We start from the raw sequence: 17753 nt of genomic DNA on the forward strand, positions 1-17753 counted from the left end.
AACGCACCGAAACCACCAAATAGAGCGCAACAACAACAGCCGTTCAGCACCGCCACAGCAAAGCCCGGCACAGCAGAAAGAGAATGATCACCATGACACCGCGGAACAGTTTCCGGCGCGCCCTGGTGATCGTCGCCGTCGTCGTTCTTGGCCTGCTGGCCGGGCCAACGGCCGCAGTTGCGGCTTTCACGGGCAGTGACCGCGCTACTCCGCAGTTCTCGGCAGCAAGCATCCTTGCCCCTGCCAGCGCCAGCGTTACGATGCGATGCACCTTGGGACTCCACACCACGGTCACCGTGAATTCCTACGGAACGGTGGCGAACGCCAATTACTACGAGGTGAAGGTCTACGACCGCTCCGGCAACCTCGAGTTCACCGGCGACCTCAGCCACGCCGCGGGAAGAACGTACAGTTCGGGCATCGAGATCATCGGAACCTGGAGCTACGAAATCCGCGGCTACTACAAAGTTCCCGGCACCAACAACTCCTGGACCGGCAAGCCCCTCAAGGGCACCATGACCTGCTGATCAGGTCACCTTAAACTCCAATGGCCCCGACACGCTTATGCAGATGGCGTATCGGGGCCATTGGCACTTTCCGGAAACCAGCCCTCAAACGGCCTGGGAGAAACGCCCCGGACGGAACGTGGCCAGCATCGGGTGCTTGTCGCCGCTCAGGATTTCACCGGAGAGCAATTCGCCTGCGATGAGGCCCAGGGTGGCACCTGAGTGGGTGAAGGCCACGAAGCAGCCAGGCACTTGGCCGAGTTCCCCGAAGACCGGTTCGCCGTCGCCGGGGATGGGCTTGTAGCCGATCTTCCAGGATGCCGGCTTGAGCTCGGGGTTGCCCGCAATGAGCTTGGAGGACTCGTCGGCCAGCTCCTGGACCACGTCATCCGGGATGGTGAAGGAACCATCGGCATGCTCGGTGATCTGCTCTTCGTACCAATCGTGATCCAGGGCGAAAGTGTTTCCCGGATTGGGACGAACAGCAGCCCGCGGCGTATTCATCACGGCAGTGACCTGGTGCTCCACCGGCTTGGTGACCACCAACATGGAAACCGGCGAACCGTTGGGGATCTCCACCCCCAGCGGCTTCACGACGGCGGGCGTCGCCGCCCCGCAGGCAACCAGCACGGCGTCAGCGGGGTACGTTTCACCGCCGGCAGTTTCGACGCCGGTGGCCCGGCCGCCGTCGACCATCACCGAGGCCTTGCCGGCATTAAGGACCAATTGGCCGCCCAAGGCGTGGAATTCCTCCATCAGGAAGTTCACCAGGTCCGGCAGGCTGACCCAGCCTTCGCCGGGATTGAAAATGGCGTTCTCGGGGACGGCGCTGGAATCGATGCCGGGCGTCACCGAGGCAATTTCTTCAGGGGACAGCAGCTTGGAATCGTAGCCAATGGACTTCTCGTAGGCGTGGCGCGCTTCGGTAACCTCGCCCTGCCCGGCCGCATTCCACATGAGTCCGCCCCCGAACTGCAGCCACTCACGGCTGGGATCGGCGGCAAAGAGTGTGCGGTACCGGTCAACGCCGGCCACCCGCAGCTGGTGATACGGCGTGGATCGTTCGCCCGCAGAGTTGAGCCAAGAGAGTGACCGGCCGGTGGCTTCGCTGGCCAGGCCCTGCTCGGTCAGGAGGGTGACTGACGCGCCTTGGCGGAGCAGGTGGACGGCGGTGGAGACGCCCAGGATGCCGCCTCCGATGACGGCGACGTGCTTGGTGGAGGACATGGTTCTCCCTTTCTTTTGGGTAGATGCTGTGAGTCGCGCCTAGGCGAACGTGTGGATGTTTTCGATGATCCTGAGGGTTTCCAGCGCTTCGGTCGGCTGCACCGGAAGAGGCCCCTGCCCATGGAGCGAGGCTGCGAGTTCCCTGTAGAACTGCGGATAGTTGCCCTTTTCGGCCGGGGCGGGCGTCGCTGATCCGTCTACTCCCAGAAGCCCCCAAGACTCCTGGGGTTCTATGCCATATGCGGCGTCCGACGGCGTCATTCCGGCCGCGAGGGCGGGTTCCTGACCGTCGAGTCCCCACTTGGTATAGCCGGCTTTGGAGCCGAGGACGTGGAAGCGCGGGCCCACTTGGGCGGCCATCCCGTTCATCCATAAACGGGTCCGGACGCCGGATTCGTGACGCAGGGATATGAACGCTTCGGTGTCGGCGGCCTCAGGGTGGGGGCCATGGTTGGCGGTCTCGCCGTAGCTCTCCTCCACAGGGCCGAACAGCTGGATGGCTTGGTCGATCAGGTGGGCACCGAGATCGTGGAGGATGCCGCCGCCTTCAGCCAGCGTGGCAGAATCGCGCCAGTTCCCGAAACCTTCCGGACGCCACCATTCAAAGCGCGACTCGAACGTCCGCACCTCGCCCAAGGCTCCCTCCTGCAGCAGCTTCCGTAGCGTGAGGAAGTCGGCGTCCCACCGGCGGTTCTGGAAGACCGTGAGCTGCACACCGGCGTCGGACGCCCGCCCAACAAGCTCCTCACCGTGGGCCACCGTGGTGACGAAAGGCTTGTCCACCACAACGTTGAGGCCATGGGCGATCGCCGTGGCACCAAGTTCAAGATGTGTGAGCGGCGGCGTGCCCAGGACTACGAGGTCCAGGTCCGCGGCGAGGGAAAACATGTCCTCCGGAGTGGGGACAATCCGCGCCCCGGGGTACAGCCGCCGCGCTTCGGCCATGCGCTGTGGATCTGCCGTGACAATGACGTCCAGGGAGTAGCCCGGGTCCGCTTCGATGAGCGGAGCGTGGAACACCTTGCCCGAGACGCCAAACCCGACGACGGCGGTCCGGATGGGTGCCGCTGTTGACTCGCCCATCCCAGGAGTCCCGCGCATCACAGCACTTCCGAGAGGAAGCGCTGCAGGCGTTCGCTGCGTGGGTTGTCGAAGAGCTCGGTGGGGGTTCCGATTTCCACCACTTCGCCTTCGTCCATGAACACCACTTGGTCGGCCACTTTGCGGGCGAAGCCCATCTCGTGGGTGACAACCAGCATGGTCATGCCACGGCGGCCAAGTCCGGCCATGAGGTTGAGGACGCCCTTGACCAGCTCCGGGTCCAGGGCGCTGGTGGCCTCGTCAAAGAGCATGACTTCGGGCTCCATGGCCAGAGCCCGGGCAATGGCGACCCGCTGCTGCTGTCCGCCGGAGAGGTCGCGGGGCCGGTGATCAGCGCGCTCGGCGAGGCCCACCTCGGCCAGGCGGCGTTGGGCGCGTTCCCTGGCCTCGGACTTGGACATCCCCTTGACGCTCCACAGAGCCAACGCCACGTTTTCCAGGGCGGTGTGGTCCGGGAAAAGGTTGAAGTGCTGGAACACCATGCCGATCCGTGCACGGAGGATGTCCGGCTTAACCTTGAGGGCGCTTTCACCGGCCAGCAGTACATCCCCGCTCTTGGGTTCGTGCAGGCGGTTGACTCCGCGCAGGAGCGTGGACTTGCCTGAACCCGAGGGGCCGATGATGCAGGTGGTGGTTCCCGGCGCCACGTTGAGGCTGACGTTGCGGAGCACCTCAACGTCCCCGTAGGCCATGGTCAGGTTTCGCAGTTCCAGGCTGGAGCCGTGGAACTTCTCGATGTCCTGGCTCTTGTTGGTGCTCGGCTGCTTGGTGCTGGGCTGGTTGGTGCTGGTAGGGCTGTTGCTTGTGAGGTTCACGTGTTGCTCCCGGTGATGAGCGGCGAGGCCGCATCGAGTTCCTTGACTTCCTTCAGGCCACTGGTGGGGGCCGTGGGACGACGGCGGCCGGTGCGGAACTTGTTGTCGAAGTAGTTGACCAGGTGGGTCAGGGGCACCGTGATGATCAGGTAGAAGATGCCCGCCATGACCAGCGGTGAAAGGTTGCCGGACAGTACTGCTGCATCCTGGCCCACCCGGAACAGTTCACGCTCGCTGACCAGGAGTCCAAGGAAGTAGACCAGCGATGAGTCTTTGACGATTGCAATGAACTGGTTCACCAAGGCCGGCAGGACCCTGCGAATGCCTTGCGGCACCACCACCAGGGCCATGGACTTGGAGTAGCTCATGCCCAGGGCGCGGCATGCTTCCCCCTGGCCCTTGTCAACGCTCTGGATGCCGGCCCGGAAGATCTCTCCGATGTAAGCGCTGGCAATGAGGCTCAGGGCGATGATTCCCAGCGGGTAAGGAGAGGGCCCGAAGACCGACTGGCTCAACCGTGCGAAGCCTTGGCCAATAAGAAGGATGGTGAGGATGGCGGGAAGGCCCCGGAAGAGGTCCGTGTAGATCCTGGCCGGGATGCGCAGCCACTTGGACCGCGAGATGCCCATGACCGCCACCACCATGCCCATCACTACGCCGAGGATGGTTGCTGCGATGGAGATGATCAGGGTGTTGAGGAGGCCGACTCCGAGGAGTTGGGGCAGCACTTCCACCATTGCTTCAAAGTCGAAGAAGGTGCGGCTGATGGTATTGAGCCAATCCATTGAATGCTCTCAGACGTTGGTTGTGCGGGCGGCTTACTTGCTGGCGGTTGGGGCCGGGCTGGAGGTCTGCTCGGCCTTCGGGAGGTACTGCTCCGGCATCGGTGAACCAGGGAACCACTTTTCGTAGAGCTTCTTCCAGGTGCCGTCTTCCATCGCTTCGGCGAGGCCCTTGTTCAGGGCGTCCTTGAAGGCGGGCTTGTCCTTGGCTATCGCGAAACCGGCCGGGGCGTCGAAGGATGGGATATCCGCGGCGCTGACCAGCCCAAACTGCTCCTGGTATTCCTTGGCTGCCTCGTAGTCCAGGAAGTGGGCGTCCACGGAACCACTGTTGACTGCCGAGATGGCTGTGTTGTTGTCAGGGAAGCGAACCAGCTGCGCGGACGTGAAGTTCTTGACTGCGTAGGCTTCCTGCAGGGTGCCTTGCACCACGCCCAAGCGCTTTCCATTGAGGCCATCGGCGTCGTTGATGCCTGAGGTTTTGGTGGTGATGACCGTCAGGTATCCGGCGAGGTAGCCGTTGGAGAAGTCCACGGTTTCCTTGCGCTTGTCGGTAATGCCGATAGCTGCCACACCTACGTCGAACTGGCCGTTGGCAACGGCTGCCAGGAGTCCGGAGAAGTCCTGTCCGGTGAAGACAACGTTGTCTACGCCGGCGCGGTGGGCTACGTCCTTGAACAGTTCCACGTCAAAGCCGGTGAAGTTACCCGAGCCGTCCGTGAAGGTGTAGGGCTTGGAGTCGCCAAGGCTGGCCACCCTGATGGTGCCGGGTTCAATCAGGCCATACGGGTTCTCTGCGGAGGGAGATGAGCTGGCGGGAGATCCGCCGCAGCCGGAAAGGGCGAGAAGGGCCGCCAGGGCTGCTGCTGCGAGCGCTGCCGGGCGGAAGTTCAGTTTGATCACAGCGTTGTCCAATCGTGGGAGGGAAAGCGGTGCTGTCAGGAGCCGCTGAAAGTTATTTGCTCGATGGGGGGTCTTGTTGAGTCCGGTCTCAGCCCCTAGGATTGAGACCGGACTCACATCGATTGATATGAAATGTAGCGGAACTCACAAAGCCGCGTCAACACCCCTCTTGAAAGGTGAACATGAGCACTGACGGATCCCGAAGGCGGGACGTAACGGTTGCCGACGTCGCCAAAGCCGCGAAAGTGTCCAAGGCGCAAGCCGCCCGCGCGCTGGGCAATTACGGCGCCGTCAGCGACGACGTCCGCGAGCGCGTCCTCGCAGCGGCCGAGGAGCTGGATTACCGGCCCAACGAGCTCGCGCGCAGCATGAACACGGGCAAATCCAACACTATCGGCGTGGTGGTGGGTGACATCGAAAACCCCCACTTTGGGCTCGCGATGAGGGGAATCACGGACACCGCCAAGAAGAGCGGCTACAACGTCATCCTCATCAACACGGACGAGGAACGGGCCGCCGAAGTGGACGCCGTCCGCGTGCTGCTGGACAAGCGTGTCGACGGACTCATCGTAGCTCCAGCGTCGTCCGTGGAAACCTCGCACCTGCAGCAGGTCCGCGAGTCCGGACGCCCACTGGTCCTTCTGGACCGCGCCGCCGCAGGGGTGGACGTTGAGACGTTTGCCGTGGACATGGGAAGCATTTCCTACGAGTCAACCCAGCACTTGATCGAGGCCGGGCACCGACGGATTGCCTTCGTCTCCACCGTCCGGACCGACGCCCCCTATGTACCCGGGATGACGCTGGATTCCTCGCAGATCTCAGATCGCCTGGACGGGATCCGCCGGGCTTTCGATGACGCGGGCCTTCCCCATCCCGCGGACCTCATCCGGCTCAATGCAGGCGACGCAGACTCCATCATGCGGATCACGCAGGACCTGTTGAGTGGACCGGGTGCCGCCACGGCCATCATTGCCTCGGACGGCCTGATCGCCTTGAGCGTTGTGGAAGCCATCCAGGAATCCGGGCGCTCCATCCCGGACGACGTCTCGTTCCTCATGTACGACGATTTCGCCTGGACCCGCCTCACCACTCCCCCGCTCACCGTCATCGCCCAGCCGGTCTATGACATGGGAATTGCCGCGGCCTCTGCGCTGATTCGGCAGATCGAAGGACGGAAAGCTGCCGGACCCGGCCCGGAGTTGGTGGCCACTTTGATACAGCGGGGATCCGTGGGGGTACCCAGGGATGCGGAGGTGCTGGTGCCCGCCGCCGGGATCGCGGGAATGCTGCCGGATCGCCGGTAGCTTTGGGGTGGTCTCGGCGTTTTCCCGCGATCTCGCCGCCTATGCCGTGTGGACTTCGCCTTCTTCGGGGTCGTCGGCGGAGCGGACCTCATTCCGGATGATGCCCAGTTCCTCGAGCCGGGCAGACATTCCCGCACCATCCGGAGCATAGATCCACGGGACTCCCGGAGTGGGCTGGCCTCCGGACTTCGACCGCCCACCTGCCAGGACCGCTTCACCCACGGAGAGCTGGCGAATCGCGATGGCCCGGACATTGGCGGGGTGACGTTGGGCGAACTCGGAGTAGATCGCCTCGTCATGCTGTCCGTCGTCGCCCACCAACAGCCACTTCATATTGGGGAACTCCTCCGCGAGGCGCTCCAGCGAGGTCCTCTTGTGCTCCTGGCCGCTGCGGAACCAGCGGTCAGGAGTGGGGCCCCAGTCGGTCAGGAGCTTGGGACCGGCGGGGTACAAGTTGCGGGACAGGAAGCGCGACAGTGTTGGGGCCACGTTCCATGCCCCGGTGGACAGATACAGCACAGGTGCGGACGGCGCTGTCCTGGCGATCCGCTCATACAGCACAGCCATACCCGGTGTGGGGGTCCTCGCGTGCTCGTTGAGGACAAAGGTGTTCCATGCTGCCAGGAACGGGCGCGGCAGCGCGGTGACCATGACGGTGTCGTCAATGTCAGACACGACGCCGAAATCGGCATCGTCCGCGACGATCTCCACGGGAGCCTCCACGGTTTCGGACTCCCCGGATTGCAGCGTGATGGTGTGCCAGCCGGCGTCGAGGGCCACCGGAATACGAGCATCGACCACACCTCCACGGTCAGCCCTGACATTGAAAACGGTGCCGTCGATGGTCACGTTCACCCGGGCATGGGCCACGGGGGCGCTGGTGAAGTTTCGCCAGCCGCGCATGCTTTCCTGCAACGGATTTGTGTGACCTGCGGCATCCCTGGGATCGCTGCGGACCACTCGAGCCAGGACCCGGACCCAGGACGTGCTGCCGTATCCGGTGTAAGGGATGACGGTCTCCACCCGGCCACGCCGGATAGCGAGACGCGTCTGGAAACCAAGCCACGCGTCGTCGAGCCTCATGGCCAGGTGGCGGCGTCCTTTGCTCAGTGGCGTGGGGCCTTCAGTGTCAGCGGCGTCGGATTGGGGGCGCGGTTTCATGGGACGGGGAGACATGCGTCCAGTCTTCCACGGCGGGACATTGGGGACGAGTTTCATTGCTAAACAGCTGTGGTGGGCGCCCGGCCTTCATCACCGTGCTGCTTGCGTGCTTCAGCGGCCCGGAGCCGATCCAGCCGGTTCATCAGGGGCGCAGTGGTGGCCCCGTGGACCACGATGGACAGTGCCACCACCAAGCCGATCATGGCCCAGAGTTCGCGTGCCTCGGCGTCGAAGTTTCCCTGGGTCAGCGCGTATCCCACGTAATAGAGAGACCCGATTCCGCGGATGCCGAAGTAGGAAATGGCCAGGCGTTCGCGAGGACCGGTCTTGCCGCCCATCAACCCGAGCCATCCAGCCAAAGGGCGGACCAGCAGGAGGAACGCCAGAGCAACCAGCAGTTCCGCCCAGCCGATCCCCTCGAGGAGTCCACGGGCTATGGCACCGCCAAGGAGCACCAGGATCACCACCGTCATGAGGCGCTCCAGCTGCTCCACGTAGCTGTGCAGCACCTGATGGTAGGAATGGTTGTGCTCAGCGGACCGGATGGTCAGGGCGCAGAGGAAAACCGCGACGAACCCGTAACCCTCCACCATCTCCGTCACGCCATAGGCCAGGAAGGTAGCCGCGAGCGCCACGAAGCCCTCGGAGTGTTCGGACAAGCGGAAGCTCTTACCCTTGGCGGCGAAAAAGACCAGGCTCAGAAGCTTGCCGGTTCCAAATCCGAGCAATACCCCCGCCCCAATGCGCCAGAGGACATCCAACGCAAGCCACTCCCCCAACCAGGCGTCCGGGGAGGCCCCCACCAGGCTGATGAGGATGGCCAGATACACAAAGGGGAAGGCGAGCCCGTCATTCAAGCCTGCCTCGGAGGTCAAGGCAAAGCGGACCTCGTCCTCGTCCGGGTCGTCCTCAGTGTCTGCAGGTTTTCCTACCTGGACCTCGGATGCCAGCACAGGATCGGTGGGAGCGATCGCAGCCCCTACCAGGATGGCGGCCGCCAGGCCCAGGCCCAACACCCACAGGCCAAGGAGCGTCATCACCAGGATGCACAAGGGCATGACGATCCCGAGGAGGCGCCAGGTTGTGGTCCATCCGCGCCAACGGAAGGGCCTGTCCAAGGCCAGTCCAGCGCCCATAAGGGAGATGATGACGCACACCTCCGTCAGGTGCGTCGTGAAATCCGCATACTGGACGGGGTCCGGGTCCGGTAAATCGGGAAGCAGGGTGAACGCCAGAATTCCGCTGCCCACAAAGACCATGGGCATGGAAAGCGGCATGTTGCGCAACAATTTCGGCAGGACTGCTGCGGCCAACACCGCAAAGCCTGCCGAGAGGAACAGGATGCTGGGGGCTTCAAACATTGTCTTCTTCCTGCAGCGTACGACGCGCGTCTCAGAAGCCTAGTCGGCTGCCAGGGCTGCGTCGATCAGGACTTGGGCTGCTTGACGCGCCTGCCCGGCGGCGTCCGAAGTTCCGGCAATGGCCGCAGTAGTCTGAGCTCCTTCGGCAAGGATCGCGAGTTGCGGTGCCAAGTAGGCCGGTGCGCCCGCCTCGGCCGCCAAGCGCGCCACGTATTCCTCGCAGTGAGCTGCCGCCGTCGTGCGTTGACGTAGCGCGCGTCACGTTCTATGATTTATGAATCGATTCAAGATGTAACCTTCCTCACGCTGAATGACCACTTTGTTCAGTCCTGGATGGGAAGAGTTCTTGTTCCTTGCCAACGACGCCAGAGGAGTACTGCGACGTGACAGTCACGCACCGGAGGGATTCAACCACCTCCCCCAACGCCGCAATCGGCCACAAAGATCCCCGGAAAGCCGCCATGAGCGGTTGGATCGGAAGCGCGCTGGAGTACTACGACTTCGCCCTGTATTCACTGGCGGCGACGCTGCTGTTTCCCACCATCTTCTTTCCCACGGAGAATCCCACAGTCGGCATCATCGCCTCGCTGGCCACTTATGCCGTGGGCTATGTTTCCCGCCCGCTCGGCGCCGTAATCCTTGGCGCCTACGGTGACCGGCACGGCCGCAAGAAAGTGCTCGTCTTTGCGATGCTGCTCATGGGCTTCGCAACCTTTGCCGTCGGACTCCTGCCCACGTACGGACAGGTGGGCCTCCTGGCTCCCGTCCTCCTGGTGATTCTCAGGTTGATCCAAGGATTCGCCGTCGCAGGGGAACTCGGCGGTGCCAGCGCGATGATCGTGGAGCACTCCCCCGATGCCAAGCGCGGGTTCTTCGCGAGCTTCAGCCTGCAGGGCACCCAAGTGGGATCCATTCTGGCCACAGCCGTCCTGATTCCGCTCGCGGCCCTCCTCCCTGAAGAGCAGTTCCACTCCTGGGGCTGGCGCTTGCCGTTCCTGCTCAGTGCCGTAGTGATCATCGCAGGCTACGTCATCCGCCGCCGCGTGGAAGAGCCTCCGGCATATCTGGCCCAGTCCGAGGACGCCAGTGCCAAGCGAGGCTTCCCCCTGGTAGACCTCCTGCGCACCCACCCCTGGGTTTTGCTCCGCTGCATCATCATGACGTTCACCAACGTGATCGGCATGGCCACCCTCATCTTCGGCGTCTCCTTCGCCACCCAAAAGGGCTACGGCATCGGTTTCTCCAGCAGCGAGTTCCTTTGGGTAACCCTGGCCGCCAACGTTGCCGCCGTGCTGACCATCCCGCTGTTCGGTGCCCTGTCCGACAAGATCGGCCGGCGAGCACTGATGGTGGCCGGTGGCATTGCAGGCGGCTTGCTGACCGTGGGCTACCTCTGGGCGATCGAACAGCGCAGCCTCCCCTTGGTGTTCGTCTGCGTCGTGATCGTCCAGGGCATCCTCTTCCAGATGTGGAACGCCACGTTTGCCACGTTCTTCCAGGAGCAGTTCCCCATGCGGATGAGGGTGACCGGTTTCGCGGTCTCGCAGAACATCGGCCTCATGATTGCATCCTTCTTCCCGAGCATGTTCACCGCTATCGCGCCTCCGGGATCCGCGAACATCCCCATGGTCATCGGCCTGACCACACTGGGAATCTGCGCCGTCTCTGCGGTGGCCACCCTCCTGTCCTCGGACACCAAGGGCAAAACACTCGAGGACCTCGAGGCCCGCTGACGCTGTTCCGCCGTCGAGATCGCAATCCCTGCACCGAGATCGCCGGAAAGTCTCCAGTTCGCTGGTCGCTTCCGGCGATCTCGCTTTTTTCCAGCGACCTCGCAGCCAGCCCTGAATCCAGGCCAGCTATGTGGCACTATGGCAGACAGATTGCCAAGCCCTGGATATTTCAGATCAGCGAGGAGAACGTTACGTGAGGACACCCGTCAAGATCGCCGTGACCGGCGCGGCCGGCCAGATCGGCTACAGCCTCCTCTTCCGGATCGCCAGCGGCGCCATATTTGGCCCCGATACTCCAGTGCAACTCAGGCTCCTGGAGATCACGCCCGCCTTGAAGGCACTCGAGGGTGTTGTGATGGAGCTCGATGACTGCGCGTTTCCCGCGCTCGACTCGGTGGAGATCGGCGACGACGCCGATCATATTTTCGACGGCGTCAATCTCGCCCTGCTCGTCGGCGCCCGTCCGCGCTCGAAGGGCATGGAGCGCGGCGACCTGCTCAGTGCCAACGGCGCTATCTTCACAGCACAAGGCAAGGCGCTGAACCGGGTGGCGGCCGACGACGTCCGTATCGGCGTGACGGGCAACCCGGCGAACACCAACGCCTTGATTGCCATGACCAACGCCCCGGACATCCCCGCGTCGCGATTCAGCGCCTTGACCCGGCTCGATCACAACCGCGCCCTTGGACAGCTTGCCAAAAAGACCCAGGTGGGGGTTGGGGATATCCGCAGAATGACGGTCTGGGGCAATCATTCCGCAACGCAGTATCCGGACATCTTTCACGCAGAGGTCGCCGGCCGGAACGCAGCCGAGGTGGTGAACGATCAGGCCTGGATCGAGAACGAATTTATCCCCACGGTTGCTCGGCGAGGTGCAGCGATCATCGAGGCCCGGGGCGCATCCTCCGCGGCATCGGCAGCGTCGGCAACGGTCGACGCCGCCCGCGACTGGCTACTGGGCACCCCCGAGGGCGATTGGGTTTCAATGGCGGTTGCATCGGACGGATCGTATGGGGTGCCGGAAGGTCTCATCTACTCATACCCGGTGACCACCTCAGGCGGGAACTGGGAGATTGTGAAAGGCCTGGAGGTTAACGACTTCAGCCGCAGGATGATGGACGCGACCGCTGCTGAGCTTTTGGACGAGCGGGCTGCAGTGGCTGAACTCGGCCTGATCTGATCCCTATCAATGACGGGGTGTTGGCGTGACCAGGCGCGCAAGATCGGTGCCGGGCGCTGCTAGCCGGTCCACTGTGCTGAAGATGAACTCCTGCATTGCTGCTGCGGCTGCTGAAGGTCCAATGTCGTTGCGTCGGGCCAGGTTGACGGTTCTTGTCAGCGAAGGATTGACCAGGCGGGCACTACGCAGTCCGGGCCGGTCGATGACCACCATGGCCGGCACCACCGCCACACCCAGGCCCCGTTCCACGAACCGCAGCACGGCGTCCATTTCGGCGCCCTCGACGGCGATCACAGGTTCCAAACCCTTGGCAGAGAACGCAGCCTCGGTGGCTACGCGCAGGTCATAGCTTCGGTTGAAGGCGACCTGCGGAATGTGTGCCAACTGCTCCAGCGTGTACTCTTCCGGTGACGCTGAGCCGGCGGCGGAGACAACCACCAGTTCCTCGGTCAGCAGCGGTATCAGTTCAGTGCCTTGCACGGCGGGGTCTACTCCGCGGGTGACCACCAAAGCCAGGTCCAGCGCGCTTTCGTTGAGGGCGTCTACCAGGAAACGGGAACCGCCTTCAGTGATGTGCAATTCCACCCCGGGATGTGCGCTTCGGAAAGAGGCCAGTACATCGGCCACCAGCGAGACGCACAGGGTTGGGGTGGCGCCCAAGCGAATACGGCCCCGCCGCAACCCTGCGAGTTCGTCCATCTGTTCGCGCGCGGTCTCCGCGTCGCCAAGCATGCGCCGGGCGATGGGCAAGAGGAGTTCCCCCGCATTCGTCAGAGTCGCCCCGGACGGTCCCCGGTGGAAAAGGGCCATTCCAAGATCGGCCTCAAGTGCTGCGATCTGCCTGCTCAAAGAAGGCTGCGCGAGATACAGTTGCTCGGCCGCGCGCGTGAAATGGCCCACTCGGGCGATGGCTTCGAATGAGCGTAACTGCTCCAGCTTCATCGTCATAGCATAAATGCATCGGGTTGAGTCGAACAATTCATTGGAAACATGGGGGCGGCCCTTCTACCGTTGAAAACATGAAACCCAACACCACTCCAGAACGTCTCATGTCCACTTCCGTACTGGTTATCGGCACTGGCGGTGCCGGCCTGCGCGCCTCGATAGAACTGGCCGAGCGAGGGGTGCAGGTGCTGGCCGTGGGAAAGCGCCGCAAGCACGACGCCCACACGAGCCTGGCCGCCGGGGGGATCAACGCAGCCCTGGGCACCATGGACCCTGAGGACAGCTGGCAGCAGCACGCCGCCGACACCTTGCGGGAGTCCTATTTCCTGGCCGACCCGTCCATCGTCGAGACGGTGGCTCGCAACGCTGCCCGAGGTATTGAAGACCTTGAACGGTGGGGAATGCCGTTCGCCCGGGAAGAAGATGGACGCATCTCCCAGCGCTTCTTCGGCGCGCATAAGTATCGCCGCACCGCCTATGCCGGGGACTACACCGGGTTGGAGATTCAGCGCACGCTGATGCGCCGGGCGGCGGAGTTGAACGTGCCCATCATCGACACTGTCTACATCACCCGGCTCCTCGTCGCCGACGGCACCGTTTTCGGCGCTTACGGGTTCGACATCGTGGACGGCACCCCTGTGCAGATCCACGCCGATGCCGTCATCCTGGCCGCTGGCGGACATACCCGCATCTGGCGGCACACCTCATCACGACGCGATGAGAACACCGGGGACTCCTTCAGGCTGGCCGCCCTGGCCGGGGCACGGATCCGCGACGCCGAACTGGTCCAGTTCCATCCTTCCGGCCTTTTGGAGCCCGACGACGCCGCCGGCACCTTGGTCTCGGAGGCAGCGCGCGGCGAAGGAGGCATTCTCACGAACGCCCTGGGCGAGCGCTTCATGGAACGCTATGACCCCGAGCGCATGGAACTTTCCACCCGGGACCGCGTTGCGCTGGCCGGATTCACCGAGGTCGCCGAAGGTCGTGGGACCGCGAAGGGCGGCGTCTACCTGGACGTTTCGCACCTGCCACGGGAAACCATCATGGAAAAGCTGCCACGTGTTTACCGCACCCTGATCGACTTGCAGATGCTGGACATCACCACCACCAAAATCGAAATTGCTCCCACCGCCCACTACTCCATGGGCGGGGTCTGGGTTGCACCGGAAGACCACGGCACCGGAGTGAACGGCCTCTACGCAATCGGCGAAGCATCTTCCGGGCTTCACGGCGCCAACCGCCTGGGCGGCAATTCACTGATTGAGCTGCTCGTTTACGGTCGCATTACCGGAGAGCACGTGGCCGACTACGTCCATGCATGCACCCACCTGGTCCGGGATCCCGCCGCGGTCGGCATAGCCCGGCAGGAAATGCAGTCGCTGCTCAGTGAACGCGGAACAGAGTCCGCGCGGCGGCTGCAGCGTGAATTGCGCAACCTCATGACTGAACACGCCGGGGTGGTGCGGACCGAACAAGGACTGGAACAAGGGCTTGAGAAGTTGACCGCCTTGGAGGAGCGCGCCCAGCTGGTTACCGCCCACCCGGACATTGCAGGGTTCGATGACCTGGCCCACGCCTACGACCTCCTCGGCTCCCTCCTGGCAGCACGAGCCACCCTGGAGTGCGCCTTGGAACGACGCGAAACCCGCGGCGCCCACAACCGTGCCGACTTCCCGGAGGCAGATCCCGAGCTGCAGGGGAACTTTGTCTGGTCAACGGATGAGGGCGTCACGTTCGAAAGTCTTCCTCCGGCTCCGGATTCCTTCCGAACCCTCGCCGAGGCCAACTCGGACGAGTCCATGGCCGGCAAGCTGGTGGAGTAGAGGACCAAGCTCGTGGAGTAGAGGACCAAGCTGGTGGAGTAGAGGACCAGGGCCACGCCCGACCTTAGTCGAAGAAACCGACGATGTACCCGATGAAGAACAGCAGCGTGAGCAGCACGCCGGCGCCGATAGCCGCGAGCCAGGCCACTTGCGTCCCCTTCCTGGGACCGCCTTCATCGTGGCCTTGGGGGCCGGCTGTTGACGACTCGCCGGGAGGGGTCTCGCCAGGCGGCACTCCCCCGCCTGGCTCCAGGCCGGTGATCTTATCCTCATACGGGTCGGGGTTGCTTCCGGACACCTTCACTCCCTCGATCGCAGCGCTGTTGCTCCATGCCAGCGTATCGAATCACCGCGCCCAGACCTACAGCAACCTTACTATTCGGCCCCAGCGATTCTCAGGACTGCCGGCGGGCTGCCGTGGCATCTTGCGTGGACGTGCGCAGCCTGTACAGGGACGTGGTGGCCGTGATGTAGAGGTCGTGCCCATCAACTCCGCCAAAGCAGAGGTTAGACACCTTTCCAGGAACCTCGACGGCGGCCAGCAGCCCGCCGTCGGGGGCGTACACGCGCACGGACGACCCTGCGGAAGTCCACACCCGGCCATCCACATCCACGCGGAATCCGTCCGAGGCCGCGTCGTCTTCGAGTTCAACAAAAGTCCTGCCCACTCCGCAGGTGTCACCCTCCACCGGGTAGACAGCGATCCGGAAGGGAACTCCGTAACCCCCACCCGCGGTGTCCGAAACGTAGAGAAGCGATTCCTCCGGGGAGAATGCGAGGCCGTTAGGGTGCACCAAATCGGTGACCACCGGAGTCAGTTCTTCCTTGGCCGGGTCGAAGCGGAACACGTAGCAACCACCGTATTCCTGTTCGCCTTCATGTCCTTCCACCGTGCCGGGCAGGATTCCGTAAGGAGGATCGGTAAACCAGACCGTACCGTCAGCGGCCACCACAACGTCGTTGGGCGAATTGAGCCGATGCCCGCCGAACGCTTCGACGATCGGCGACACCACGCCGTCGTGGTCCCGCTCAACGCGCCTGCGGCCGTGGCTGCACTGCACCACACTGCCGTTGTGGTGGAGCGCACGCCCGTTGGTGTATTCGACGCCGGTGGCGTACTCGCGCGTTGCGGCGGTGGAAGGTGAGAACTCGAGGATCCGGTTGTTGGGGATGTCGCTCCAGCGGAGGGTCTGCGATTGTGGAAGCCACAGGGGACCTTCAGCCCAAATGGTTCCTTCAAACAACTTTTCCAGCCTGCCAGTGATCAGTTCTTCCATGTGTTCGAGACTAATCGTTGGCAGGTTCCGAGCTGGACTTCCGGGCCCGTTCTTTGCTGCCGTGCTTTGCGTAGGCGGGCATCGCTAGGACTGCTGCAACAGTGAGGAAGGCACTGACAAGCACGGCCAGGAAGACCGCCGTGGACGCGTGCACGGTAGTTTGCGGATCGGGGCCGCCGGGACCACTGGCGTAGATGGCGTTGGCAATGGCGCCGAAAACGGCCACGCCGATTGAACTGCCGATTGAACGCGCAAAGAGATTTGTTCCTGTGACTACGCCGCGTTCATTCCATTCGACGCTGGTTTGCGCGGCAATAAGACTCGGCGTTGCCACGAGCCCCAGCCCGACCCCGACGATGAAGCAAGCCATGGCCACCAGCAGAATGTTGGGCGTGGACGCAGTCAGGGCAAGAACGGCGGCGCCAATCACCGTGATCACGACGCCAATGATGGCCGTGTTCCGAAACCCGATTCGAAGATAGAACCTGCCGGCTTGCGACGCACTGATGGGCCAGCCGATGGTCAATGCCGCCAAGGCGAGGCCCGCGAGGAGCGGTGAGGTGGACAGTGCGCCTTCAAGGAAGGTGGGGACGTAGGAGGTGATGCCAAGCATGACCGCACCTACACCGAAGGCGATCATCGCCGTCGTGGCCAAAAGCCTGCGGGAGACTACCCACGGTGGCAGGATCGGCTCCGCCGCCTTCCTCTCCACCAAAAGAAAGGCGACAAACAGCAGTGTTCCGCCGGCAAAAACGGTAATGCTGATGGCGGAGTCCCAGGGCCAGGCTTGGCCGCCCTGAAGGGCCCCGAGGATGAGCAGGCTCAACGAAACCGTCAACAGCCCGGCACCGAGGTAGTCAATGCGGTGCTTGGTCCGCTCCACGTTCTCGTGGAAAGTACGGAGGAGCATCCACCCAGCCAGCAGGCAAAGCGGGATGTTGATCAGGAAGATCCACCGCCAGATTCCAAGCGATGCGAAGACCCCTCCCAACGTTGGTCCCACAACGGAAGAAATGGCCCACACACTGGCCAGATACCCTTGGACTTTTGCCCGCTCTGCAAGCGTGTAGATATCGCCGGCAATCGTGATCGCCACAGGCTGGACCGCGCCTGCCCCGAGTCCCTGAAGCACCCGGAAGGCAATGAGGGCAGGCATGCTCCACGCCAGGCCGCAGAGAATCGAGCCAAGCAGGAAAAGGCCAATCCCTCCGAGGATGATCGGCTTACGGCCCACGACGTCCGAGAGTTTGGCATAGACCGGCACGGAAACTGCCTGCGCCAGAAGGTAGGCGGAAAAGAGCCAAGGGAACGAGGCAAACCCGCCGATGTCCTCCACGATTGAAGGCACTGCCGTGGCAACAATGGTGGCATCGATCGCCACCAGGCCTGTGGCGAGCATTAACGCAATCAGGATTGGTCCCCGCCGCGAACGGAACCCTACCCCTTCGTCCGTCGCTGTGCTCATGCCCACTCCTTTAGCGCCGTATCCTTGGTTTCGTTTTCGAACTGAGTAACCCCGCGGACCGGTAAATTAGTCCTTGGGAAGTAAAAGCCCCATGGCGTGCCAGTCGAAATGAGGAGAGATTCGGCCAGAGACCAGGCTAGTTTATAGCCCGAAGTCTGGCTAGAATAAGT

The 17753-nt window shown here is 63.2% G+C and carries 16 protein-coding genes and 1 pseudogene; 5 read left to right on the top strand and 12 right to left on the bottom strand.

Annotated elements, in window-relative coordinates:
* The first annotated feature begins 92 nt into the window (after window positions 1-92).
* Complete coding sequence (locus ACLRGI_RS02215) at window positions 93-527, top strand: hypothetical protein (RefSeq protein WP_419200083.1); 435 nt, start codon at window positions 93-95, stop codon at window positions 525-527.
* A gap of 84 nt (window positions 528-611) precedes the next feature.
* Here ACLRGI_RS02215 and ACLRGI_RS02220 read toward each other — a convergent pair whose 3' ends face one another.
* From ACLRGI_RS02220 to ACLRGI_RS02240, 5 genes are read right to left on the bottom strand one after another with little or no spacing between them, the layout of a single operon-like run.
* Window positions 612-1733 (bottom strand): NAD(P)/FAD-dependent oxidoreductase, encoded by a 1122-nt coding sequence (locus ACLRGI_RS02220; RefSeq protein ID WP_419200084.1) that lies wholly within the window; start codon window positions 1731-1733, stop codon window positions 612-614.
* 39 nt (window positions 1734-1772) lie between these two features.
* On the bottom strand, window positions 1773-2816 hold the full coding sequence (locus ACLRGI_RS02225) for a Gfo/Idh/MocA family protein (RefSeq protein ID WP_419200085.1): 1044 nt from the start codon (window positions 2814-2816) through the stop codon (window positions 1773-1775).
* 17 nt (window positions 2817-2833) lie between these two features.
* The gene (locus ACLRGI_RS02230) at window positions 2834-3649 is read right to left on the bottom strand and encodes an amino acid ABC transporter ATP-binding protein (RefSeq protein WP_419200086.1); all 816 of its coding nucleotides are present in this window, start codon (window positions 3647-3649) and stop codon (window positions 2834-2836) included.
* Window positions 3646-4434 carry an amino acid ABC transporter permease gene (locus ACLRGI_RS02235; RefSeq protein WP_172322657.1) on the bottom strand — a complete coding sequence of 263 codons (789 nt, stop codon included), beginning with the start codon at window positions 4432-4434 and terminating at the stop codon, window positions 3646-3648. Before ACLRGI_RS02235 ends, ACLRGI_RS02230 begins: the two co-directional genes overlap by 4 nt.
* A gap of 33 nt (window positions 4435-4467) precedes the next feature.
* Window positions 4468-5334, bottom strand: a complete 867-nt coding sequence (locus tag ACLRGI_RS02240; protein ID WP_419200087.1) for an ABC transporter substrate-binding protein — start codon at window positions 5332-5334, stop codon at window positions 4468-4470.
* Window positions 5335-5516: 182 nt separating this feature from the next.
* Between ACLRGI_RS02240 and ACLRGI_RS02245 the strand changes: the two genes are divergently transcribed.
* Window positions 5517-6638 (top strand): LacI family DNA-binding transcriptional regulator, encoded by a 1122-nt coding sequence (locus ACLRGI_RS02245; RefSeq protein ID WP_419200088.1) that lies wholly within the window; start codon window positions 5517-5519, stop codon window positions 6636-6638.
* Between the two features lie 39 nt (window positions 6639-6677).
* Here the strand turns inward: ACLRGI_RS02245 and ACLRGI_RS02250 are convergent, their stop codons facing one another.
* The 3 genes and pseudogenes from ACLRGI_RS02250 to ACLRGI_RS02260 all read right to left on the bottom strand — a co-directional run.
* Window positions 6678-7814, bottom strand: coding sequence for an App1 family protein phosphatidate phosphatase (locus tag ACLRGI_RS02250; RefSeq protein ID WP_419200089.1), 1137 nt, complete (start codon window positions 7812-7814; stop codon window positions 6678-6680).
* 44 nt (window positions 7815-7858) lie between these two features.
* Window positions 7859-9160, bottom strand: coding sequence for a cation:proton antiporter (locus ACLRGI_RS02255; RefSeq protein WP_419200090.1), 1302 nt, complete (start codon window positions 9158-9160; stop codon window positions 7859-7861).
* A 39-nt stretch (window positions 9161-9199) separates the two neighbouring features.
* Window positions 9200-9379: pseudogene (locus tag ACLRGI_RS02260) on the bottom strand (TetR/AcrR family transcriptional regulator); the annotation flags it as partial.
* 164 nt (window positions 9380-9543) lie between these two features.
* Here ACLRGI_RS02260 and ACLRGI_RS02265 point away from each other — a divergent pair.
* Both ACLRGI_RS02265 and ACLRGI_RS02270 read left to right on the top strand, forming a co-directional pair.
* Complete coding sequence (locus ACLRGI_RS02265; RefSeq protein WP_419200091.1) at window positions 9544-10893, top strand: MFS transporter; 1350 nt, start codon at window positions 9544-9546, stop codon at window positions 10891-10893.
* 193 nt (window positions 10894-11086) lie between these two features.
* Entirely contained in the window at window positions 11087-12073 is a 987-nt protein-coding gene (locus tag ACLRGI_RS02270) for a malate dehydrogenase (protein WP_419200092.1), read from the top strand.
* Between the two features lie 6 nt (window positions 12074-12079).
* Here the strand turns inward: ACLRGI_RS02270 and ACLRGI_RS02275 are convergent, their stop codons facing one another.
* Window positions 12080-13021, bottom strand: coding sequence for a LysR family transcriptional regulator (locus ACLRGI_RS02275; RefSeq protein WP_419200093.1), 942 nt, complete (start codon window positions 13019-13021; stop codon window positions 12080-12082).
* A gap of 71 nt (window positions 13022-13092) precedes the next feature.
* Here ACLRGI_RS02275 and ACLRGI_RS02280 point away from each other — a divergent pair, with 71 nt between their 5' ends.
* Window positions 13093-14841: an L-aspartate oxidase gene (locus tag ACLRGI_RS02280; RefSeq protein WP_419200094.1), complete on the top strand. Its 1749-nt coding sequence runs from the start codon at window positions 13093-13095 to the stop codon at window positions 14839-14841.
* Between the two features lie 64 nt (window positions 14842-14905).
* Here the strand turns inward: ACLRGI_RS02280 and ACLRGI_RS02285 are convergent, their stop codons facing one another.
* From ACLRGI_RS02285 to ACLRGI_RS02295, 3 genes are all read right to left on the bottom strand, one after another.
* Window positions 14906-15139, bottom strand: a complete 234-nt coding sequence (locus ACLRGI_RS02285) for a DUF6480 family protein (RefSeq protein WP_419200095.1) — start codon at window positions 15137-15139, stop codon at window positions 14906-14908.
* A 97-nt stretch (window positions 15140-15236) separates the two neighbouring features.
* Window positions 15237-16118: an SMP-30/gluconolactonase/LRE family protein gene (locus ACLRGI_RS02290; protein WP_419200096.1), complete on the bottom strand. Its 882-nt coding sequence runs from the start codon at window positions 16116-16118 to the stop codon at window positions 15237-15239.
* Window positions 16119-16128: 10 nt separating this feature from the next.
* A complete protein-coding gene (locus tag ACLRGI_RS02295; protein ID WP_419200097.1) occupies window positions 16129-17583 on the bottom strand; it encodes an MFS transporter in 1455 nt (484 codons plus the stop codon).
* Window positions 17584-17753: the final 170 nt, after the last annotated feature.

It is taken from the genome of Paenarthrobacter sp. PPS72 (assembly GCF_048537125.1).
Classification (GTDB): Bacteria; Actinomycetota; Actinomycetes; order Actinomycetales; family Micrococcaceae; genus Arthrobacter; species Arthrobacter nitroguajacolicus_E.